Origin of the sequence: Rhodopseudomonas sp. G2_2311, assembly GCF_047501505.1 — a bacterium.
Lineage (GTDB): Bacteria > Pseudomonadota > Alphaproteobacteria > Rhizobiales > Xanthobacteraceae > Rhodopseudomonas > Rhodopseudomonas palustris_H.
In genome coordinates this window covers 357,538-378,367 of sequence record NZ_JAZDRK010000002.1, presented here as the reverse complement: position 1 = coordinate 378,367, position 20,830 = coordinate 357,538, and the positions used below count along the sequence as shown (strand labels likewise).

Below are 20,830 nucleotides of genomic sequence, written 5' to 3'. Positions count from 1 at the left end.
CGTCCGCCGCTGGACTACGGCGTGAATGCGGATTGGTTCCTGGGATGAAACGAGGGTGCGGCACTAAGGGGAAGAACCCGCACCGTCATTGCGGGGCGCTCACGCCAGTGAGCGAACCTCCAGAGGTTATCGGGTGCCTGCCCGGTCAGACCGAGATTCCGGGTTCGCGCGTTTTCACGCGCGCCCCGGAATGACTCGTTGAAACGTAAAGCCCATCTTCCGCGCAATCGAGGAAACACCCTAATTCAAATGCGCCAGATAATGCGCCAGCGCGTAGATCTCTTCTTCGCTGAGCTGATAGGCGACGTCGGCCATCGCCGCCATTGCGCCGCCGGAGCGCTGGCCGGATTTGAATTCGTTCAGCGCCTTGATCAGATATTCTTCGCGCTGACCGGCGAGCCGAGCGGTCGCCTTGATGCCGGCGAAACTGTCGGTATGGCAGGATGCGCAGCGCCGCCCCACAGCGGCCTCGGCGCCCTTGCGCGACAGCTCGGGCTTTTCATCCGGCTTCAGATTCTTCATCGGCGGCAATGAGGCAAAATACGCACCGAGATTGCGGATGTCCTCGTTGCTGAGATCCTCGACCACCGAGCGCATATTGGCGTTCTCGCGGGTGCCGGCGCGGAAGAACACCAGCTGCCACTGAATATAGAGATCGGGCTGTCCGGCCAGTGACGGGGTGTACTCCATCTTGGAGATGCCGTTCTCGCCGTGGCAGATCGTGCAGACCCCGGCCTTGGCCTTGCCGGCCTCGATGTCGCCGGCGACGAGAGGGGAAGCAAGCAAACCAAAACAGAACGACAGCGACAGCGCAGCAAGCAGGCGAGTCATGCAAAGGGCCTCTGTTGGCTCAGAGCTTGTGGTTGGAGTTCGTCATTCCGGGATTCGTCGCGGTCGGCGCAGCCGGCCGGGGCGAAGGCCCGGAATCCACGATCACTGTGCTCGCGGTGAATCACGAAGGCGGTGGTCGTGCCTAACAAACGGCAAGGGGAGTATGGACTCCGGGTACGCCGCTGCGCGGCGCCCCGAAATGACGAACGAGGTGTGTGTACTCAGCTCGAACTCATTTGCTGTAGCTGATGCGATAGATCGCGCCGGCCCAGTCATCGGCCACCAGGATCGAACCGTCCTTGGCCAGCACTATATCGGCCGGACGGCCGAGATAGCCCTGGTCGCCTTCGATCCAGCCGGTGGCGAAGTCTTCCTGCTTGGCGTTCTTGCCGTCGGGATCGGCGATCACCCGCTTGATCAGGCCGCCCTGATATTTGTGCCGGTTCCACGAGCCGTGTTCGGCAATGAAGATGTTGTTCTTGTATTCGGCCGGGAACTGATCGCCGGTGTAGAATTTCATGCCGAGCGGCGCGACGTGGGCGCCGAGATTCAGCACCGGCGGAGTGAACTCCGAGCACTGATGCCCCATGGCGAATTTCGGATCCGGCATGTCGCCCTGATGGCAATACGGATAGCCGAAGTGCTCGCCGAGCTTGGCGATCATGTTGAGCTTGTCGCTCGGCATGTCGTCGCTGATCCAGTCGCGCGCATTTTCGGTGAACCAGTATTTGCCGGTGCGGGGATCAACGTCGCCGCCGACCGAATTGCGCACGCCGAGCGCGACGATCTCGGCATTGCCGGTCTTCGGATCAACCCGGCGGATTTGCGACACCGAGGTCGGCGGGATGCCGATGTTGAAGGGCGGGCCGAACGGCACGTAGAACCAGCCGTCCTTGTCGGCGGCGAGATACTTCCAGCCGTGCGCCACGTAGGACGGCATGTCGTCATAAACAACCTTGCCGGAGCCGAGATTGTCCAGGTTGGCTTCGGCATTGTCGTAGCGGATCAGCTTGTCGATATCGATGACGTACAAAGCGCCATCGCGATAGGCGAGGCCGGTCGGCATCTTCAAGCCCTTGAGGATGGTCTTGACCTGCTTCTTGCCGTCCTTGTCGGTGATCGCATAGACGTTGCCGAGTCCGAACGAGCCGACGAACAGCGTGCCGTTGTCGCCCCACGCCATCTGCCGTGCGGCGAGCACGCCCGAGGCATAGACCTCGATTTTGAAGCCCGGCGGCAGTTTGATCTTCTTCATCATCGCCGCGAGTTCGGCGTCGGACGACCCGGTCGGCGGACCGGCCGGCGGCGCGAGGCCCTTCTGCGCTTCGGTCTCGTCACCGAGGAACCAATCGGGCGGCGGGTTGGTCCAGAATTCCTTGGTGCCGGATTCGTATTTCTTCAGTCCCTGCGCGCCAGCCTGCGATATCGCAGCGGCCGCCAATGCAATGGCGCAGGCAACAGCGGATCGTGTGAAGACCGATGTCATCGCGTTCACTCCCTCGGCGGCCATTCCGGCCGCTTTGATTCTTATTAGTTGGAACGGTTCGCGTCGGATCGTCGCCGGCGGAGGACGCCGGTGGCGAGACGCTATCACATCCGTTTCGGGAGAGAAGAACGATTGCGAGTGAATCGCGATGAACATTCGCTGCGCCGCAATCGATGCAGTGCAATGAAGCGCGTAGTTGAAACCAAACGATAAATCAAAAGCGGGACGGCGGCGAACCGCCGTCCCGCGGCTTTGGCCAGGATCAGAAGATCTTCATGGCGTTCTGCAGCGTGATCCAAACGCCCCAGGCGAGCGGAACGCCGACGAACAGCCAGAACGCCGCGGCACGGGCATCGAGTCCACCCTTGCCAATGCCGTAGGATCCGCCGCCGACATTGGCGGCTGCGCCCTTGGCCTGTAGCGCGGCAACTTCCTCCGGCTTCATGAACCACTTGTCGGCGAGCGGCTTGACCATCGCGTTGCAGATCAGGCCGAGCACCAGCATGCCGGCGAGGATATACATCGTGAAGTCATATACCTGCGCGCGCGGCACGCCGGCGGCGATCTGCGCTTCGCGAATGTAATTGACCACCACCGGGCCGATGATGCCGGCGGTCGCCCAGGCGGTCAGCAGCCGGCCGTGGATGGCGCCGACGAACTGAGTGCCGAAGATGTCGGCCAGATACGCCGGCACGGTGGCGAAGCCGCCGCCATACATCGACAGGATGATGCCGAAGGCGAGCACGAACAGCGCCTTGCTGCCCATCGCGGCGAGCGTCGGCGCCAGCGCGTAGAGCACGATGCCGAGGAGAAAGAACACGTAATAGGTGTTCTTGCGGCCGATGTGATCGGACAGCGACGCCCAGAAAAACCGGCCGGCGATATTGAAGAGCGACAGCAGGCCGGCGAAGCCCGCCGCAATGCCGGCGATCACCGTTTTCTGCTCGGCGGAGAGCTGATTGAACGACAGGTCCGGCAGACCGATCAGCTTGCCGCCGAAGATTTCCTGCAGCATCGGCGAGGCCATGCCGATGACGCCGATGCCGGCAGAGACGTTGAGGCACAGCACCGCCCAGATCAGCCAGAACTGCCTGGTCTTGTGCGCGTTCTTGAGGTGCACTTGATGTGCGGTGATGTAGGCGTTGTTCTTCTCCGGCGGGGTCCAGCCGTCCGGCCTCCAGTTCGGCGGCGCCAGGCGATAGGAGAACGCCCCGATGGTCATGAACACGAAGTAGATCAGGCCCATCGCCAGGAAGGTCTGCCAGACGCCGACGTCGGTCGGGGTCTTGAAAGTGTTCATCAGCATGTTGGCCAGCGGGGCGCCGATCATCGCGCCGCCGCCGAAGCCCATGATCGCCATGCCGGTGGCCATGCCGCGGCGATCCGGGAACCACTTCACCAGCGTCGACACCGGCGAAATGTAGCCGAGGCCAAGACCGATGCCGCCGATCACGCCGGAGCCGAGCCACAGCAGCCAGAGCTGATGCAGATAGATGCCGAGCGCGCCCAGCACCAAGCCGCCGGCCCAGCACACCGCCGCGACGAAGCCGGCCTTGCGCGGACCGACCCGCTCCAGCCAGCCGCCCCACACCGCGGCCGAAGCCCCGAGCAGCACGAAGAACAGCGTGTACATCCACCCCATCGAGGCGACGCGCCAGTCGCAGGTGGTGGTGAACAGCTCCTGCATGATGGTCATGTCGGCACAGACTTTCGGCGCCGACAGCCCGACCGCGCGCGACAGCGGCAGCCAGAACACGCTGAAGCCGTACGCCATGCCGATGCAGAGGTGGATGCAAAGTGCCGCCGGCGGCACCAGCCAACGATTAAAACCGGCGGTAGCGATAATCCGTTCGCGATCAAAAATACCCGGCCGTGCGCCGGACAGCCGTCCGGCCCCATCCAATATGGTCATGTCGTTTCCTTCCCCTGTTGCGGCCGTCCGTTTTCGGACTGACCGTCGTCGCATGCGCCCTTGCTAAGTTGCCCCTTTCAACGCCTCCACTGCGGCCCGCACCTCGGGCGCGAGCCCATCACCCCCGGCCTCGAGATGCGCGATGATCGCCCGCCGCATCCGCGGCTCCCAGAACTTCTTCAAATGCTCGGTGATACCCGGCACCGCCTTGTCCGCCCCCTGGCTGCGGAAGAACGCGCCGATCTGATTGGCCATATACACCAGCCGGTCAGGCGACATCGGCAGCTCCCTTGTGATCGATGTCGGTGATGCGCTTCGGATGGCTGAACAGCTCAAAGCCATCGGCACGCGCAATCGCAGCGAGCGTAATGCCGGCAGCCTCGGCCATTCGCACCGCAAGTGCGGTCGGCGCCGAAACGGCGACCAGCACGGCTGCGCCGATCGCGGCGGTCTTCTGCACCATCTCGACCGAGACCCGGCTGGTCAGCAGCACGATGCCGTTCGATGCATCAATTTTATCTCGGGCGAGCGCGCCGGCGAGCTTGTCGAGCGCATTGTGGCGGCCGACATCCTCACGCACATGAACAATGCCGTGCTCCGGCGTGAAGTAAGCGGCGGCGTGCACCGCACGGGTTTCGACGTTGAGCTTCTGCAGCGGCGGCAGGGCCTCGATCGCGGCGATGATCTGCTGCGGCGAGAAGCTGCGGCCGGCACAGACGGTCGCCACCGGACGGACCGCCTCGGCAATCGAGTCCACTCCGCACAGCCCGCAACCGGTCGGCCCTGCGATATGCCGCCGGCGCTGCTGCAGGCGCGCGGCGACATCATCCGCGAGCCACATCCGCAGTTCGACGCCGTCGTCGTGCGGCACGATCTCCAGGCTGTCGATCTCGGCGGCTTGCCCGATCACGCCTTCGCTCAGGCTGAAGCCGATCGCGAAGTCTTCCAGATCGGCCGGCGTCGCCATCATCACCGCCTGGGAGGAGCCGTTGTAGCTGATCGCGACCGGCGTCTCGTCGGGGATTGCGCGCGTGCCGGCCTGCATCCGGCCGTGACGCCAGACCTTGGTCTTGCCGGTGTGGACAGTCGGCCGCGCCATCACTCCGCCGCCTCCGCGGGCACCGCGATCCGCCGCGCGGCCGTCGCCTGCTGCTCATAGGAGCGCTGCCATTCCGAAGGGCCGTTCGACGGCGCGACCTGCACGGCCGTCACCTTGTATTCCGGACAATTGGTGGCCCAGTCCGAGTACTCGGTGGTGACGACGTTGGCCTGGGTGTCGGGGTGATGGAACGTCGTATAGACAACGCCCGGCGCAACACGGTCGGTGATCAGCGCGCGCAGCGTGGTCTCGCCGGCTCGGCTGGCGAGCCGCACCCAATCTCCATCACGGACTCCGCGCTGCTCGGCATCGTGCGGATGGATTTCAAGCCGGTCCTCGTCGTGCCACACGGTATTGGCGGTGCGCCGGGTCTGCGCGCCGACATTGTACTGCGACAGGATCCGGCCGGTGGTCAGCAGCAGCGGGAATCTTGGCCCGGTGCGCTCGTCGGTCGCGACATACTCGGTAATGACGAACTTGCCCTTGCCGCGCACGAAATGATCGACATGCATCACCGGCGTGCCTTCGGGCGCACGCTCGTTGCACGGCCACTGGATCGAGCCGAGTTCTTCCAGCCGGTCGTAAGACACTCCGGTGAAGGTCGGGGTCAGCGCCGCGATCTCGTCCATGATCTGCGACGGGTGGGTGTAGTTCATCTTGTAACCGACCGCCTCGGCCAGCTTCAGCGTGACTTCCCAATCCTCCAGTCCATTCTTCGGCGACATCACCTTGCGGACGCGCTGGATGCGGCGTTCGGCATTGGTGAAGGTGCCGTTCTTCTCCAGGAAGGTCGAGCCCGGCAGGAATATGTGGGCGTAGTTGGCGGTCTCGTTCAGGAACAGGTCGTGGACGATGACGCATTCCATCGCTTCGAGACCGGCCGCGACGTGCTTGGTGTTGGGGTCTGACTGCAGAATGTCCTCGCCCTGCACATACAGCGCCTTGAACGAGCCCTCGACCGCTGCGTCGAGCATATTGGGAATGCGCAAGCCCGGCTCGTTGTCGAGCTTGACGTTCCACAGCGCCTCGAAACTCTCGCGCACCGAGTCGGTCGAGATGTGGCGATAGCCCGGCAGTTCGTGCGGGAACGAGCCCATGTCGCAACTGCCCTGCACGTTGTTCTGGCCGCGCAGCGGATTCACGCCGACGCCCGGCCGTCCGAGATTGCCGGTGGCCATCGCCAGATTGGCGATCGCCATCACGGTGGTCGAGCCTTGGCTGTGCTCGGTGACGCCGAGGCCGTAATAGATCGCGCCGTTGCCGCCGGTGGCGTAAAGACGCGCGGCTTCGCGCAGGCTCTGCGGATCGACGCCGGTGAAGGCGGCGGTCGCCTCCGGGCTGTGCTTCTCGTCGGACACGAACGCCGCCCAATGCTCGTATTCGCTCCAGTCGCAGCGCTCGCGCACGAACGCCTCGTTGGCGAGTCCTTCGGTGACGATGACGTGGGCCAGCGCGGTCAGCACCGCGACGTTGGTGCCGGGCTTCAGCGGCAGATGCTGCGCCGCCTCGATATGGGCCGAGCGAACGAGATCGATCCGGCGCGGATCGACCACGATCAGCTTGGCGCCCTGGCGCAGCCGCTTCTTCAGGCGCGAGCCGAACACCGGGTGGCCGTCGGTCGGGTTGGCGCCGATGATCATCACCACGTCGGCATGCTCGACCGAGTCGAAATCCTGGGTGCCAGCGGAGGTGCCGAACGCGGTCGACAGGCCGTAGCCGGTTGGCGAGTGGCAGACGCGCGCGCAGGTGTCGACATTGTTGTTGCCGAAGCCGGCGCGGATCAGCTTCTGCACCAGGAAGGTTTCTTCATTGGTGCAGCGCGACGAGGTGATGCCGCCGACCGAGTCGCGGCCGTACTTCGCCTGGATCCGCTTCAGCTCGGACGCCGCGTAGCTGAAGGCTTCGTCCCAGCTCACCTCGCGCCACGGCTCGGTGATCTTGGCGCGGATCATCGGCTTGAGGATGCGCTCCTTGTGGTTGGCGTAGCCCCAGGCGAACCGGCCCTTGACGCAGGAATGGCCGCGATTGGCCTTGCCGTTCTTATAGGGCACCATGCGGACCAGCTCTTCGCCCCGCATCTCGGCCTTGAAGGTGCAGCCGACGCCGCAATACGCGCAGGTGGTGACCACCGAGCGCTCCGGCGTGCCGATCTCGATCACACTCTTCTCGTTCAGCGTCGCGGTCGGGCAGGCCTGTACGCAGGCCCCGCAGGACACGCACTCCGAGCCGAGGAAGCTTTCCTGCATGCCGGGCGAAACCACGGAGTCGAAACCGCGCCCCGCGATCGTCAGCGCAAAAGTGCCTTGCACCTCCTCGCAGGCGCGGACGCAGCGCGAGCAGACGATGCACTTCGACGCATCGTAGGTGAAATACGGATTGGACTCGTCGAGCCCGGGATTGGGATGCTTCTCGCCGGAATATCCATAGCGCACGTCACGCAGGCCGACCGCGCCGGCCATGTCCTGCAGCTCGCAGTCGCCATTGGCCGAGCAGGTCAGGCAGTCGAGCGGGTGGTCGGAGATGTACAGCTCCATCACGCCCTTGCGGATCTGCTTGAGCCGCTCGGTCTGGGTATGGACGACAAGACCGTCGGCGACCGGCGTGGTGCACGAGGCCGGCGTTCCGCTGCGGCCGTCGATCTCGACCAGGCACAGCCGGCACGAGCCGAACGCATCGACCATGTCGGTGGCGCAGAGTTTCGGGATCGCGGTGCCGATTTCCATCGCGGCGCGCATGATCGAGGTGCCTTCGGGCACGCAGACGCTGCGGCCGTCGATCGTCAGCGTCACCATCGTCTCGGAGGGCGAGCGCGGCGTGCCGTAGTCGGTTTCGTGGACCAGAGCCATATTCGGTCGTCCTTTATTCCGCAGCCTGCAGGCGGCGCGGCGCGAGGCCGAAATCTTCCGGGAAGTGAGTCAGCGCGCTCAGCACCGGGATCGGCGTCAGGCCGCCCAGCGCGCACAGCGAGCCGAACTTCATGGTGTTGCAGAGGTCTTCCAGCACGGCGATGTTCGCCGCGGGCCGGTCGCCGGCGATGATTTTGTCGACGGTCTCGGCGCCGCGGGTCGAACCGATCCGGCACGGCGTGCACTTGCCGCAGGATTCGTGGGCGCAGAATGCAAGCGCAAACCGCGCCTGCTTGGCCATGTCGACGGTGTCGTCGAACACCACCACGCCGCCATGCCCGACCATGCCGCTGCGCGCGGCGAACGCCTCGTAGTCGAATGGCGTGTCGAACAGCTCGCGCGGGAAGTAAGCGCCGAGCGGGCCGCCGACCTGGACGGCGCGCACCGGCCGGCCGCTCAGCGTGCCGCCGCCGATGTCGTCGATCAGTTCGCCGAGCGTGATACCGAACGCCACCTCGAACAGCCCGCCATGCTTGATGTTGCCTCCGAGCTGGATCGGCTTGGTGCCGCGCGAACGGCCCATGCCGCAATCCGCATAAGCCTGGGCACCACCATCGAGGATGTAGGGCACCGCCGAGAAGGTCAGCACGTTGTTGATCACCGTCGGCCGGCCGAACAGGCCTTTATGCGCCGGCAGCGGCGGCTTCGCCCGCACCGTACCGCGCTTGCCCTCGAGGCTTTCCAGCATCGAGGTTTCTTCGCCGCAGATATAGGCGCCGGCGCCGACTCTCACTTCAATGTCGAACGAATCCGTCGAGTGGCAGATGTGCTCGCCGAGATAGCCGGTGCGCCGCGCCGCCTCGATCGCGGCGTTCATCGCCTCGACAGCATGCGGATACTCCGAGCGGATATAGATGTAGCCCTTGGTGGCCCCGACCGCGATGCCGGCGATCGTCATGCCCTCGATGATCATGAAGGGATCGCCCTCCATCAGCATCCGGTCGGCGAAGGTGCCGCTGTCGCCCTCGTCGGCATTGCAGCAGATGTATTTCTGGCCGCGCCCGGCCTGGGCCACGGTGCGCCACTTGGTGCCAGTCGGAAAGCCGGCGCCGCCGCGGCCGCGCAGGCCGGATTTGACGACGTCGTCGATGATCGCGTCCGAACTCATCTTCAGCGCGCGTTCGAGCCCGCGATAGCCGCCATGGGCGCGATAATCATCGATCGAGCGTGGATCGACGATGCCGCAGCGCGCGAAGGTCAGCCTGGTCTGCCGCTTCAGCCATGGAATCTGTTCAGTGAGCCCCTGCCGCAGCGGATGAGGCTCGCCCGCCACGATCGCATCGAGCAGCGCCGGCACGTCGGCCGGCGTCACCGGCCCATAGGCGACGCGGCCGTCCGGCGTATCGACTTCCAACATCGGTTCGAGCCAGTACAGCCCGCGCGAGCCGGGACGGACCAGATCGACCGGCAGCTCGCGCGCATGCGCCTGCGCCAGCAGCGCGGCCGCGACCTCGTCCGCGCCGACCGCGAGCGCGCCGGAATCGCGCGGAATGAAGATGCGCAAACTCATCGCTGCGCCTCCGCCAACAGAGCGTCGAGCTTGCCGGCATCAAGCCGGCCGACCACGCGCTCGTTGATCATCGCCGACGGCGCCGTGGCGCACAGACCGAGGCAATAGGCCGGCTCCAGCGTCACTGCGCCGTCCGCAGTGGTGGCCCCGAAGGTCACGCCGAGCCGGGTCTCCGCATGCGCCACTAGCGCGTCGCCGCCCGCGGCCTGGCAAGCCTCGGCGCGGCACAGCTTCAGCACGTGGCGGCCCGGCTGCTCACGGCGGAAGTCCGGATAAAAGGTGAGCACGCCATGAACTTCAGCGCGCGACAGGTTCAGCGCCTGCGCGATCATCGGCTCGGCGTCCTGCGGCACATAGCCGAACGCCTGCTGCAACGCGTGCAGCATCAGCAGCGTCGCGCCTTCCTTGTGCGTCAGCCCGGCGATGATTTCGCTCGCGCGGGCGGGTTCCCATGGTTCGTATTGCATCGGCGCTCTTCGTCGTCGTGGATCGCCGGATGAGAATAAGAATTGTTCAAAAGATCAATAAAGCAGTCCAATGCTGCGATAAGGAATCCGCAACGACAAGGGGCATTGACACCGTCATTCCGGGGCGCCGCGCAGCGGCGAGCCCGGAATCTCGCAGTTGTGAAGCCAGGAGATTCCGGGTTCGCGAGCTGTCGCTCGCGCCCCGGAATGACTCGTGGTGGCCTTTGCACGCCAAGCTGGCCCGGGGAGCGAGCCCCTGGATTGCTTCGTCGCTTCGCTCCTCGCAATGACGGACAGGCCCGCCCGCGATCAGCTCTGCAGCGTCGGGGCGACTTCGCGGGCCACCTGCATCAGGGCGGCGACCAGCGGCGTGTAGGGCTCGCGCGGCGGCACCACGAGGCCGATGCTGTAGGCGACCTTGGGCTCGACAATCGGAATGGTGCGGACTTCGTCGCCGAGCCCGAGCGTCTCGGCAAGCTTGGCCGGCATCACGCTCGCCCAGCGCCCGGTCTTGACGTGGGTGTAGAGCACGATGATCGAATTCGAGGTCAGGGTCGGCTGAGCAGTGGTACCGGCGGCGCGCAGCGCGCGGTCGATGATGCGGCGGTTCTGCATGTTTGGCGTCAGCAGGCACAGCGGAACCTGACCGACCTCACGCCAGGTCACCTGATCGCGATCCCCGAACATCCCGTCCGGCGAGGTGATCAGGCGGTAGCTTTCCTGATACAGCGGCACGCTGCGGACTTTGCCGACCGGCTCGTTCTCGGTGTAGGTCAGCCCAGCGTCGACTTCGAGGTTTTCGAGCAAGCCCAGCACTTCCGACGAGGTGCAGGACAGGATGCTGAAGCGGACATTGGGATGCCGCGCGCGGAACGGCGTGGTGAGCTGCGCCACCATGCCGAGCACGGTCGGAATCGCGGCGATCCGCAGTTCGCCGGACAGCTCGGCCTTCAGCGCACCGATATCCTGGCGCATGGCGCGGCTGTCGGCGACGATCCGGCGCGCCCATTCCAGCGCCCGCTCGCCCTCCGGGGTGAAGCCGAGAAACCGCGAGCCGCGCTGCACCAGCATCACGCCCAAGATCTCTTCGAGCTGCTTGATGCCGGTCGACATCGTCGGCTGAGTCACGCCGCAGGCCTCGGCGGCGCGGCCGAAATGCCGCTCCTTGGCGAGCGCGAGTAGCAGCTCGAGCTTGTCGATCAAACCGGCCTCTTGGAAATTCTGGTGATTTTCAAGAGTCTTGCCCGATCAGGACGCATTCGGCAAGGCGGCACAGGCGAGGCAGGCCTTGCGCCGCCGGACAACAATAACCCCGCCTCCCGGTTGCGCATCGGGAGCGCGGGGCCAGTCTGGGGAGAGACGCTGCCGGCGCGGGAAGCACGAACCATCCGCACCACGCTTCGTCATTGGCAAACTAACTGACAGCCGGAATCGCGGATTGAGATGGATCAAGCTGACACGATCGAGCTGCAATTCGCATAGGGCGTTCGGCTAAGCACTCAGTGATCGCCATTTCGCCCGACTACTTCGTCTCCTTGTGTGCAACTGCAGCAAAGTCGCGGCGGGCTAACACTCACGAAGACGGTCGTTAAGAAACCACCACTCCACAGCCGTCATCCGCGAGCTTGACCCGCGGATCCATCGCTCGCGCAGCGCGCAGCCAAAACGTTCTCACGGAGAACGACCTGCAATACCACCGCCCGACGCGGAACCTAGCTAACAATTCTTATACTGCAAATGCTGGAGACACGTGCACGTCGTCGTCGAAGTGGAGTACTTGACGTCATAATAGGCGGGTCCGCTCGAATTGGCCGGACTGTCGGTCGAGCAGCGCGGAAACATCCACACGGTATCGGTCAGATTGACGGTGCCGCTGATCGTGAACCCGAGATTGGGCGTATAGGCGTACGTGACCTCTCCCACGATGAACGACACCTGATCGTTCTGGTTGTTCGGATTGGCCGCGTTGCCGACGGTCCCGTTCAGCGACGTCGGAACCGTCAGGCCGGACAGACTGGTCCTTCCCGACCCGAAGGTGGCGCCGTTATACGACTGGCTCCATTGCAGGGTCAGATTGCCGTTTGCGTCACTGGAGACCTCCGACACGGTGACGGTCAGAAGCGACTTGCCGCCGCTGTCACTGATGGAATACGGGGCGATTGTTGCGCTCGCTCCGGTGAGGATATTCTGCATCGATGAGGTGCTGAGCGAGGTGTTCTGCGTCACCATGTCAGCCACGGAGTGAGCCGTCGCGCTGACTTTGACGCTGATCGCCATTCCGTTCGCGAGCTCGACTCCGCCGATGAACAGCGCCAGCAGAAATGGCACCACGATCGCGAACTCGGTTGCGGCGACGGCGTCAACGTCGGCCTGCAAACTCCTGACGGAAACTGATCGGCGGATCATGGACGGGACCTCTAGGGGTTGGCAGGCTCGTTCTGGAACGCTGCGGACGCCATGATCAGGCGGGATCCGTTCGGCTGATTTGCCAGATTGAAGGCGATCGGCCCGAAGAACATCGGCCAGAGATACATCACTCGGACGACGACGATGTCGCCGGCGTGGCCCGGGTTGAATTGCCAGCTGTTATTTACGTTGCCGTTGCTGTCGTAGGTCAGCGCCGGCATGGCTATATTCGCCGCCGACCAATCGTTGGCGACGTTGACGTCGACCATCAGCCCCGAGCAACTGAAGAGCACGTTGGCATTGGTGCAGACGGTCTGCTTGAAGGCAGCGGCCGAAGCCGCCGGCGTCAGGCTGACATTCTGCGCCTGAACCTGCCCGGTCAGGATCTGGCGGGCCGACTTCCGAACCGTGTTTTCGAGAACCGACTGCGCAAAGAACAACAGAAAAGTCTGGATCAACGCGACAATGATCGCGAAGAACGGCGTGGCGATCAGCGCGAATTCCACCGCGGTGGCGCCTGCGCGATCCTTGGCAAAGGCACCGATACGAACCCGGCCCTGTTTGATTGCTCTTAGTCCAAATCGGGCCATGACGGCTTTCTCATTGCGTGAGGCTGGCAGTGCTCGACGCGACCTTGAGGAACAAATCCGTCAAGGCTTGCGTGATATTGCCTCCGGTTTGGACGTTCGAGAAGAAGCCCGGGGAGGCGCAGGCTTGCAGATTCTGCGCGATGGCGCCGGTCGAAGACGTCGGTTCGTCGTAAGCATCGATCCAACTCATGTACCAACTGTCCGTCACCGGGACATTGGGGGTCTTGAGTTGCAGATACTCCGTATAGAGGATCGCGATCTTGATGCCCCGGTTCTTGATGGTCGTACAGATTGCGGTGTCGAGCGGCTGCTGGCAGCGGCTGTTCGAGGCATAGCTGCCGTTGGGGCAGGACGAGGTGATCTTGTCTTCCACACCATCGGTGACGAGAAAAACAACCTCTTGCGGCGTATCGCCCGAAGCATTGCTGCCAAGGCCCGGGCTCGGCATGATCCCGTTGAGGCTGGTGAGAGCCCCCGCGATATCCGTGCCGTTGTCGGTCTTGCAGTTGCTCGGTGAGACCACGCAGTTCTGATAGGCGACGGGCATCAGCGCAATGTTGGAAACCTGAGCGCCAGCCTTCGTCGGGGTGGTGAGCGACGCCAACGTGTTTAGGCCCAGGTCGAACGTGTAGAGAGCCGCTCGGTACGTGGTATTGTTTAGGGCCGACATGCACTGCATGACTCCCCCCGAGATTCCGGACTGCGGGCAGTTTGACCAGGTGTTGAGCAGCTGATTGACAGCGCTGGTCACGAGATCGATCCGCAACGTGATATTGTTGGCTCGCGCGATGGCGAGGTTATCCTTGGTCCCGCCGTCATGGGCGATATTGGTTTCATGACAGGCGAAGCCGCAGTTCTGCGAGGATGACGCCTTCTGGTACTTCGGAGCAGTGGCAGCAATCAGATTGCTGATGTCGGTCGCAGTCGCACCGATACCCATCGACGGCGAATCATCCATCAAAAGATAGAAGTTCATGTTTGGCGCGCTGGACGCCTGCGCCGTCGATGCCCCACTGATCGCCCATGACACATTGTTCATCAGCAGCTGGGGGAAGTTGTTCAGGGATGCGGCGTTGTAAGACACCTTGACGGTGCGCTGAAGCCCCACGTCAGTGATCGTAATGATCGGCGTCGGCACCGTCGCCAACCCGGAGGCCAGCCGGTTGGCGGTCGACATGAAGATCGCATAGGCAGTGTTTTGTGCCACCGCGTCGGTTTGCATCAGCATGGCCGGACGAACGGCCGCGATTGCGGCCGCGTCGGCGGCGGCGTCGAGTTGCTGCTTCTTGCGCAACGCCTGGGTGAAGTCGAGCGTCATACCGAGCAGAAAGATGATGGGAATCATCACGAGCGCCGTAATGACCGCGATGTTCGCTTTGCGATCTCGAACGAAGCGAGACAACAGGGCGTCAGACATGACTTCCATCCCAGTCGCTTTGGTCCAGCGGGCGTCTTTTCGATGGAGTGAAGGCCGAGAAGAGAAGAGCAACGAACGCTCTCTCTGCTACGTTTTGTAGCAGTGGATGTTGAAGAGGCACCGCTAAGCAATGCTTAAGCCGACCGCGTGAACGTCCGCACTTGAAAGTCGGTCGAAGCTGGTCCGAGCGGTTTGTTTAAGAAGCAGTAAACGCCGAATCCCGGAACGCCCCTTTCGGTTAGCGTCCCTCGACCTAGGACCTTGTCAGTCAAGTATTATTTGATCTGGACGGCGGCAGTCGCGCCCGCATTCGATCCGCCCCGAATGCCCCGTGTTCGGCTGCACAGCCTTCGATGAGTTCAGCAGCACCGGGGCTGATGTGCTCGCGTCTGCTGCGCCGTCCTCAGTCCGCAACCGGCGATGTACCTGTGCGGTGGGCTCAATGCAGCGTGATCGGCATGGAGTCGGCAGCCGCAAAAAGCGAAGCTTGCCATCAATGAGCCTGGACTCGTTCGGGCCGCCTCACCTCGGACGAACCCCATCAGTAGTCCTGCCTAGCTCCCCGCCCCCGACCGACGCGCATAGCAGTGGAAGCCGCCATAGATGCCGGAGCGGTCGCGGTCGAAGCCGATGGCGCTGCGTTCGGCGTCGCGTTGCCAGGTCTGCTGCAGGGGAGCCAGGGGCTCGGTCTCAAGCGGGGATTCGGCGCCGGCGGTGCGGAAGATCACCCGCACCTGCTCCTTGCCGGCGCGGTCGATCGCGTCCCACAGCGCGCGGATTTCGTCCGGCGCCATCCAGTCCTGCGAGTCCAGCAGCACCACGGCGTCGATCTGGCGGGCCGGCAGGCTCTCCAGAAACACCCGCAGATTTTCGTGCACAGGGATCACCAGCCCGGCGCCGGCGCGCATCTGCTGATAACGGCTCTCCTGCAGGTATAGCGGCAGGCAGCGGTCGCCAGGCCCCGGATAGCTCCGGCTCAGCGCCTGCCAGGCGAAGTAATTAGTCTCGTTGGGATAGACGTCGATCAGCCGGAGCAGGCGCTGATGCAGCACCTCGTTGAGCGGCTGGTCGCCGCCGAGCAGTTCGCGCTGCTGCGGCGGAATGCCGAGGCTGAACAGCAGCGCCGGGGTCTGGGTGAGCATGCGGGCGAACCGCGAGTGGAACAGCCGGTCGACGCGCTGCAGCGCCGCCTGCCGCTCCGGCGAGTCCGGCGCGCCCTTCAGCAGCACGTTGAGGTCGATCTTGGCGATCTTCGCCAGCAGATGCGCAAAGCCGATGAAGCGGCCGAGCGCACCGTGGCGATAGAACCCGTCGGTGAAGTAACGGTAGCGCGCCCGGCCGCGGAAGTCGCGCTCATCCCAAAAGCCGCGGGCATCGAGATCGAGCGCGGGGCGCAGCCGCCGGCGATACAGGTCGGCGTTACCGGCCGCGGTGCCCTCTCCGAAGAACTGCCAGAACGACGCGTAGTCCGGCAGCGCCCGCAGGCCGGCGAGCTTCAGCTTGAGCAGCGCCAGGTGTGCCTCGTTGAGATCGACCGCGAACACCTGCGCCGGCTTGGCGGTGAGGTAGGACAGCGCGTTGCAACCGCCCGACGAGATCGTCACGATGGTGGAGCCGATCGGCAATTGCAGAGCCGCGAGGTCAGCCTCGGGATCTTCCCAGATCTGGGTATAGACCAGGCGACGAAACCAGATCGAAAACAAAGCGTCCCACAGCGTCGACTCGCTGCGATCCTTGCTGTTGCGGACGGCGTCCGCGATCAGTTGCTGCGTGTTCATCAAATCCTCGACTCGGCAATCGATCCAAATTAGCTGCGCAACACTGCAGTTTTGCGACAGCAGGGAACTGATCAGTGCCGTCTCCCTTGTCATCACCCTGTCGCCTGAAATCGCGATGGAAGGCGGATGATGCCGAACCAGGGTGGCAGGCCATGACGACGCTCACTCGCACCGATCTTCCGCGCACCGAGCTGACGCACCACGAACTCACCGCCGATCCGGCGTGGCCGGTCGACGCGACCTCGCGGATGAATCGGATGTACCGCTATCAACGGCACATCTACGACCTGACCCGCCGGTACTATCTTCTCGGCCGCGATCAACTGATTACCGAGCTGCAGCCGAAGGCCGGCGAAACCGTGCTGGAAGTTGGCTGCGGCACCGGCCGCAACCTGATCCAGGCGGCGACGCGCTACCGCGAGGCGAAATTCTTCGGCCTCGACGTGTCGACCGAGATGCTGACCTCGGCGATCAGTTCGATCGAAGGCGCCGGGCTGATGTCGCGGGTCAAGGTTGCGCATGGCGACGCCACCGCCTTCACCGCCCAGGCGGTGTTCGGCCAGGCGGTCAGCTTCGACCACGTCATGATCTCCTACAGCCTGTCGATGATCCCGGACTGGACCGCGGTGATCGATCGCGCCGTCGCCAATCTGAAGCCCGGCGGCAAGCTGCACATCGTCGATTTCGGCGACCAGCGCGGCCTGCCTTCCGTGGCGCGCAACCTGCTGCGGCGCTGGCTGACGCTGTTCGACGTCACCCCGCGCGACAGCCTGGAGGCCGTGCTGATGCAGGTCGCGGCCCGCACCGGCGCCGGCCTGCGGTTCGAGCGGCCGTATCGCGGCTATGCGCAGCGCGCCGTGCTGACGCTGCCGCCGCGCAACAAGCCATGACCGGTTGGCTCGCGCTGTTTGCCGCGGGCCTGATGGAGATCGTCTGGGCGCTGGGGCTGAAGCATTCGGAAGGCTTCACCCGGTTCTGGCCCGCGGTCGTGACCTTGGCCGCGATCTTGGCCAGCTTCGGCCTGATGAGCATCGCGCTGAAATCGCTGCCGTTCGGCACCGTCTATGCGGTGTGGACCGGAATCGGCGCCGCCGGCAGCATCGTGGTCGGCATGGCGCTGTACGGTGAGCCGGCCAGCGGCGTGCGGGTGCTGTGCCTGTCGATGATCGTGGCCGGCATGATCGGGCTCAAGCTCAGCACGCCCGCCTGAACTGTCGGCCGCCCGACCAAGGCGGCGATTGACAAAGCAGGCCCGCTTCCATTTGATCGCGCCCGTTCAGGTGTGCCGGGAATCGTCCGGCACAGGGAAGCCGGTGCGGGCCCAAGCTTATGGCCGCAAACCCAAATCCGGCGCTGCGCCCGCAACTGTGAGCGGCGAGCGATCCTTCAATCAGCCACTGGGCGGCACTTGCCCGGGAAGGCGAAGGATCGCGACGACCCGTGAGCCAGGAGACCGGCCTGAGCACGTCATCTTCCACCGTGCGGCGCGCGCGGCTGGAGCGGTCCGCCGCACAGGTGACAGGATGCTGCTCACCGGCCGGAGACCGCCATGACCGATCTCGTTCTGCCCGCTTCTTCCGATGGATTCCGCTTCCGCCTGATCGCCGTGCTCGGCGGACTGGTGCTGGCCAATATCGCCGCCTGGGCCTGGGCGCTGACCGCCTTCGCGGGCGAGCCGGTGCTGATCGGCACCGCGGTGCTTGCCTATAGCCTCGGCCTCCGCCACGCCCTCGATGCCGACCATATCGCGGCGATCGACAACGTCACCCGTAAGCTGATGCAGGAGGGCAAGCGGCCGGTCGCGGTCGGGCTGTTCTTCGCACTCGGCCATTCCACCGTGGTGCTGGTGGCGTCGCTGGCAATCGCGATCGCGGCCAATTCGCTGACCGAGCGATTCTCGGGCTATCGGGAAATCGGCGGGGTGATCGGCACCTCGGCGTCGGCGCTGTTTCTGTTCGCGATCGCCATCGCCAATCTGTCGGTGCTGAGCGGCGTGTATCGCGCGTTCAAGAAGGCCAAGGCCGGCGAGATCGTGCACGACGACGATATCAACGAACTGCTGCAGCAGCGCGGCTGGCTGGCGCGGCTGTTCCGGCCGCTGTTCCGCTTCGTCTCCAAGAGCTGGCAGCTGTTTCCGATCGGGCTTTTGTTCGCGCTCGGCTTCGAGACCGCCAGCGAGATCAGCCTGTTCGGATTGGCCGCCAACGCCTCCGGCAACATTTCGCACTGGTCGATCCTGGTGTTCCCGGCGCTGTTCGCCGCCGGCATGACCCTGGTCGACACCCTCGACGGCGTGCTGATGCTCGGCGCCTATGGCTGGGCGTATCGCAACCCGATCCGCAAGCTGTACTACAACATGACCATCACCACCGTGTCGGTGCTGGTGGCGCTGCTGATCGGCGGCATCGAGACGCTCGGGCTGCTCGCCGGGCGCTTCCATCTCGAAGGCGCGTTCTGGGAGTGGATCGAAGAGCTCAACTCCAATTTCGGCGCGCTCGGCTACGGCATCGTGGCGCTGTTCGTGGCGAGCTGGATCGTCTCCACCATCATCTATCGCCTCAACGGCTATCACCGGCTCGACCAGGCCGCCGCGACCGTGCAGAAATGAGCGCGGTATGACCCGACGTTCCGGACCGAATTCGCGCGCAGCGGCCGTTACCGCTGCGCTCGCGGTGCTCGTGGCCCTGCTGGCGATCGGATCGCTCGCGGTGGGACCGGTCAAGCTGTCGCCGCTCACCGTGGTGCAGGCGCTGGTCGGGCTCGGCGGCGAGGTGCAGCAGATCATCGTGCAAGAGATCCGGCTGCCGCGCACCATCCTGGCGCTGGCGATCGGCGGCATTCTGGGCCTGTCCGGCGCGGCGCTGCAGGGCCTGCTGCGTAACCCGCTGGCGTCGCCGTCGCTGTTCGGCGCGCCGCAATCGGCCGCGTTCGGCGCGGTGCTGATCATCTCGCTCGGGCTCGCCGACGTCCGCTCGTTCGCGCTGCCGGTGGCGGCGATCACGATGGCGTTCGTCTCGGTGTTCGTGCTGCTGGCAATCGCCGGGCGCAACGCCAGCCTGTTGCTGCTGATCCTCGCTGGGCTGGCGATCTCCGCCCTCGCCGGCGCCGCCACCGCGCTGGTGATGAACCTGTCGGCCAATCCGTTCGCCAGCCTGGAAATCGCATTCTGGCTGCTCGGTTCGCTGGAAGATCGCAGCTTCCGCCACGTCGTCTTGGCGCTGCCGTTCATTGTCGCCGGCGGCGTACTGCTGTTCAGCCAGCGCGCCGCGTTCCGCGCCCTCAGTCTCGGCGAAGAGACCGCGCAGAGCCTCGGCATCAATGTCGGCCGGCTGCGACTGATCGTGATCGCCGGCACCGCGCTCGGCGTCGGTGGCGCCGTCTCGGTGTCGGGCACGATCGGATTCATCGGCCTTGTCGCGCCGCATCTGGTGCGCCCCTTGATCGGCCACGATCCCGCCCGCGTGCTGCTGCCGAGCGCGCTTGCCGGCGCGGCGCTGCTGCTCGCCGCCGACATCGCGGTGCGGCTGATCCCGGCCAGCACCGACATCAAGGTCGGGGTACTGACCTCGATCATCGGCGTGCCGTTCTTCCTGTATCTGATCGTGCGCGAACGCCGCGCGCTGGGTGGAGGCGTCGCATGAGTGCCGCCTTTCTCACCGCGCGCGACCTCGCCGTCTCGCTCTCCGGCCGCGAAGTGCTGCGTGGAGTGTCGCTGTCACTGACGCGCGGGCATCTGGTCGCACTGGTCGGCCCGAACGGCGCCGGCAAGACCACGCTGCTGCGCGCCCTCGCCGGCCTGGTCGAGGCGCAAGGCGAAATCACCATCGGCGGCGAGGCGCTGGCGACGATGCCGCTACGCGAGCGCGCCAAGCGTTTCGGCTATCTGCCGCAGGGCCATCTGGTGCATTGGCCGCTACCGGTGCGCGACGTCGTCGCGCTCGGCCGGTTTCCGCACGGCGCCACCGATCCGGCCTGGCTGTCGCCGCATGACGCCGAGGCGGTGGCGTGGGCGATGGCGGAGACCGACGTCATGCAGTTCGCGGACCGCATTGTCACCGAACTGTCCGGCGGCGAACGCAGCCGCGTCGCGCTCGCCCGGGTGCTGGCGGTCGAGGCGCCGGTGGTGCTCGCCGACGAGCCGACCGCCTCGCTCGACCCGCGCTATCAGCTCGACGTGATGCAGACCTTGCGAACCACCGCCGACGCCGGCACGCTGGTGATCGTCGTCACCCACGATCTCGGCCTCGCTGCGCGCTTTGCCGATACCGTGCTGGTGATGGCGAGCGGCCGGCTCGCCGCCCATGGCGCGCCGAGCGAAGCCTTGTCGGACGAGATCATGCAACAGGTGTTTCGCGTCAGCGCCTACCGGGCACAGTATCAGGACACTGGCGTGATCCTGCCGTGGTCCGGAACCTGACGGTGCCGCCG

18 protein-coding genes and 1 riboswitch are annotated in these 20,830 nt (G+C 64.9%); of the genes, 5 read left to right on the top strand and 13 right to left on the bottom strand.

The annotated features are described in order from the left end of the window. Nucleotides 1–240 precede the first annotated feature (240 nt). The 13 genes from VRZ08_RS04700 to VRZ08_RS04640 form a co-directional block, all read right to left on the bottom strand. On the bottom strand, nucleotides 241–831 hold the full coding sequence (locus tag VRZ08_RS04700) for a c-type cytochrome (protein ID WP_164571364.1): 591 nt from the start codon (nucleotides 829–831) through the stop codon (nucleotides 241–243). A gap of 232 nt (nucleotides 832–1,063) precedes the next feature. Further along, nucleotides 1,064–2,317 carry a PQQ-dependent sugar dehydrogenase gene (locus tag VRZ08_RS04695; RefSeq protein WP_414531730.1) on the bottom strand — a complete coding sequence of 418 codons (1,254 nt, stop codon included), beginning with the start codon at nucleotides 2,315–2,317 and terminating at the stop codon, nucleotides 1,064–1,066. 262 nt (nucleotides 2,318–2,579) lie between these two features. Continuing rightward, nucleotides 2,580–4,229 carry an OFA family MFS transporter gene (locus VRZ08_RS04690; RefSeq protein WP_414531729.1) on the bottom strand — a complete coding sequence of 550 codons (1,650 nt, stop codon included), beginning with the start codon at nucleotides 4,227–4,229 and terminating at the stop codon, nucleotides 2,580–2,582. 63 nt (nucleotides 4,230–4,292) lie between these two features. After that, the gene (locus VRZ08_RS04685; protein ID WP_263990551.1) at nucleotides 4,293–4,508 is read right to left on the bottom strand and encodes a formate dehydrogenase subunit delta; all 216 of its coding nucleotides are present in this window, start codon (nucleotides 4,506–4,508) and stop codon (nucleotides 4,293–4,295) included. Then, nucleotides 4,498–5,328, bottom strand: coding sequence for a formate dehydrogenase accessory sulfurtransferase FdhD (gene fdhD / locus VRZ08_RS04680; protein ID WP_414531728.1), 831 nt, complete (start codon nucleotides 5,326–5,328; stop codon nucleotides 4,498–4,500). The genes VRZ08_RS04685 and fdhD overlap by 11 nt, the downstream gene beginning before the upstream one ends. Then, nucleotides 5,328–8,174 carry a formate dehydrogenase subunit alpha gene (gene fdhF, locus VRZ08_RS04675; RefSeq protein WP_414531727.1) on the bottom strand — a complete coding sequence of 949 codons (2,847 nt, stop codon included), beginning with the start codon at nucleotides 8,172–8,174 and terminating at the stop codon, nucleotides 5,328–5,330. Before fdhF ends, fdhD begins: the two co-directional genes overlap by 1 nt. 13 nt (nucleotides 8,175–8,187) lie before the next feature. Beyond that, nucleotides 8,188–9,744, bottom strand: a complete 1,557-nt coding sequence (locus VRZ08_RS04670) for a formate dehydrogenase beta subunit (protein ID WP_414531726.1) — start codon at nucleotides 9,742–9,744, stop codon at nucleotides 8,188–8,190. Then, nucleotides 9,741–10,211: a formate dehydrogenase subunit gamma gene (locus VRZ08_RS04665; RefSeq protein ID WP_414531725.1), complete on the bottom strand. Its 471-nt coding sequence runs from the start codon at nucleotides 10,209–10,211 to the stop codon at nucleotides 9,741–9,743. The genes VRZ08_RS04670 and VRZ08_RS04665 overlap by 4 nt, the downstream gene beginning before the upstream one ends. Before the next feature lie 309 nt (nucleotides 10,212–10,520). After that, nucleotides 10,521–11,414 carry a LysR family transcriptional regulator gene (locus VRZ08_RS04660; RefSeq protein ID WP_107342917.1) on the bottom strand — a complete coding sequence of 298 codons (894 nt, stop codon included), beginning with the start codon at nucleotides 11,412–11,414 and terminating at the stop codon, nucleotides 10,521–10,523. Between the two features lie 513 nt (nucleotides 11,415–11,927). Beyond that, nucleotides 11,928–12,617 carry a TadE/TadG family type IV pilus assembly protein gene (locus VRZ08_RS04655; protein ID WP_414531724.1) on the bottom strand — a complete coding sequence of 230 codons (690 nt, stop codon included), beginning with the start codon at nucleotides 12,615–12,617 and terminating at the stop codon, nucleotides 11,928–11,930. Nucleotides 12,618–12,628: 11 nt separating this feature from the next. Further along, nucleotides 12,629–13,207 (bottom strand): TadE/TadG family type IV pilus assembly protein, encoded by a 579-nt coding sequence (locus VRZ08_RS04650; protein ID WP_414531723.1) that lies wholly within the window; start codon nucleotides 13,205–13,207, stop codon nucleotides 12,629–12,631. A 10-nt stretch (nucleotides 13,208–13,217) separates the two neighbouring features. Next, nucleotides 13,218–14,624: a TadE/TadG family type IV pilus assembly protein gene (locus VRZ08_RS04645; protein WP_414531722.1), complete on the bottom strand. Its 1,407-nt coding sequence runs from the start codon at nucleotides 14,622–14,624 to the stop codon at nucleotides 13,218–13,220. Between the two features lie 554 nt (nucleotides 14,625–15,178). Then, on the bottom strand, nucleotides 15,179–16,402 hold the full coding sequence (locus VRZ08_RS04640) for a DUF3419 family protein (RefSeq protein WP_107354206.1): 1,224 nt from the start codon (nucleotides 16,400–16,402) through the stop codon (nucleotides 15,179–15,181). A gap of 152 nt (nucleotides 16,403–16,554) precedes the next feature. Here VRZ08_RS04640 and VRZ08_RS04635 point away from each other — a divergent pair, with 152 nt between their 5' ends. The 5 genes from VRZ08_RS04635 (at nucleotide 16,555) to VRZ08_RS04615 (ending at nucleotide 20,819) form a co-directional block, all read left to right on the top strand. Next, a complete protein-coding gene (locus tag VRZ08_RS04635; protein WP_414531721.1) occupies nucleotides 16,555–17,292 on the top strand; it encodes a class I SAM-dependent methyltransferase in 738 nt (245 codons plus the stop codon). After that, nucleotides 17,289–17,612 (top strand): DMT family transporter, encoded by a 324-nt coding sequence (locus VRZ08_RS04630; protein WP_414531720.1) that lies wholly within the window; start codon nucleotides 17,289–17,291, stop codon nucleotides 17,610–17,612. The genes VRZ08_RS04635 and VRZ08_RS04630 overlap by 4 nt, the downstream gene beginning before the upstream one ends. 51 nt (nucleotides 17,613–17,663) lie before the next feature. Continuing rightward, nucleotides 17,664–17,879: riboswitch (cobalamin riboswitch) on the top strand. A 72-nt stretch (nucleotides 17,880–17,951) separates the two neighbouring features. Next, nucleotides 17,952–19,010 (top strand): HoxN/HupN/NixA family nickel/cobalt transporter, encoded by a 1,059-nt coding sequence (locus VRZ08_RS04625; RefSeq protein ID WP_107342909.1) that lies wholly within the window; start codon nucleotides 17,952–17,954, stop codon nucleotides 19,008–19,010. 7 nt (nucleotides 19,011–19,017) lie between these two features. Beyond that, nucleotides 19,018–20,043 (top strand): FecCD family ABC transporter permease, encoded by a 1,026-nt coding sequence (locus VRZ08_RS04620; protein WP_264054215.1) that lies wholly within the window; start codon nucleotides 19,018–19,020, stop codon nucleotides 20,041–20,043. Then, nucleotides 20,040–20,819, top strand: coding sequence for an ABC transporter ATP-binding protein (locus VRZ08_RS04615; RefSeq protein ID WP_414531719.1), 780 nt, complete (start codon nucleotides 20,040–20,042; stop codon nucleotides 20,817–20,819). Before VRZ08_RS04620 ends, VRZ08_RS04615 begins: the two co-directional genes overlap by 4 nt. Nucleotides 20,820–20,830 lie beyond the last annotated feature (11 nt).

Bases quoted from the DNA above. Each gene is read 5' to 3' on its own strand.
- VRZ08_RS04630 (WP_414531720.1), top strand. From the start codon at position 17,289: ATGACCGGTTGGCTCGCGCTGTTTGCCGCGGGCCTGATGGAGATCGTC.
- VRZ08_RS04690 (WP_414531729.1), bottom strand. From the start codon at position 4,229: ATGACCATATTGGATGGGGCCGGACGGCTGTCCGGCGCACGGCCGGGT.
- VRZ08_RS04650 (WP_414531723.1), bottom strand. From the start codon at position 13,207: ATGGCCCGATTTGGACTAAGAGCAATCAAACAGGGCCGGGTTCGTATC.
- VRZ08_RS04685 (WP_263990551.1), bottom strand. From the start codon at position 4,508: ATGTCGCCTGACCGGCTGGTGTATATGGCCAATCAGATCGGCGCGTTC.
- VRZ08_RS04645 (WP_414531722.1), bottom strand. From the start codon at position 14,624: ATGTCTGACGCCCTGTTGTCTCGCTTCGTTCGAGATCGCAAAGCGAAC.
- fdhD (WP_414531728.1), bottom strand. From the start codon at position 5,328: ATGGCGCGGCCGACTGTCCACACCGGCAAGACCAAGGTCTGGCGTCAC.
- VRZ08_RS04670 (WP_414531726.1), bottom strand. From the start codon at position 9,744: ATGAGTTTGCGCATCTTCATTCCGCGCGATTCCGGCGCGCTCGCGGTC.
- VRZ08_RS04625 (WP_107342909.1), top strand. From the start codon at position 17,952: ATGACCGATCTCGTTCTGCCCGCTTCTTCCGATGGATTCCGCTTCCGC.
- VRZ08_RS04700 (WP_164571364.1), bottom strand. From the start codon at position 831: ATGACTCGCCTGCTTGCTGCGCTGTCGCTGTCGTTCTGTTTTGGTTTG.
- VRZ08_RS04640 (WP_107354206.1), bottom strand. From the start codon at position 16,402: ATGAACACGCAGCAACTGATCGCGGACGCCGTCCGCAACAGCAAGGAT.
- VRZ08_RS04620 (WP_264054215.1), top strand. From the start codon at position 19,018: ATGACCCGACGTTCCGGACCGAATTCGCGCGCAGCGGCCGTTACCGCT.
- VRZ08_RS04665 (WP_414531725.1), bottom strand. From the start codon at position 10,211: ATGCAATACGAACCATGGGAACCCGCCCGCGCGAGCGAAATCATCGCC.
- VRZ08_RS04655 (WP_414531724.1), bottom strand. From the start codon at position 12,617: ATGATCCGCCGATCAGTTTCCGTCAGGAGTTTGCAGGCCGACGTTGAC.
- fdhF (WP_414531727.1), bottom strand. From the start codon at position 8,174: ATGGCTCTGGTCCACGAAACCGACTACGGCACGCCGCGCTCGCCCTCC.
- VRZ08_RS04635 (WP_414531721.1), top strand. From the start codon at position 16,555: ATGACGACGCTCACTCGCACCGATCTTCCGCGCACCGAGCTGACGCAC.
- VRZ08_RS04695 (WP_414531730.1), bottom strand. From the start codon at position 2,317: ATGACATCGGTCTTCACACGATCCGCTGTTGCCTGCGCCATTGCATTG.
- VRZ08_RS04615 (WP_414531719.1), top strand. From the start codon at position 20,040: ATGAGTGCCGCCTTTCTCACCGCGCGCGACCTCGCCGTCTCGCTCTCC.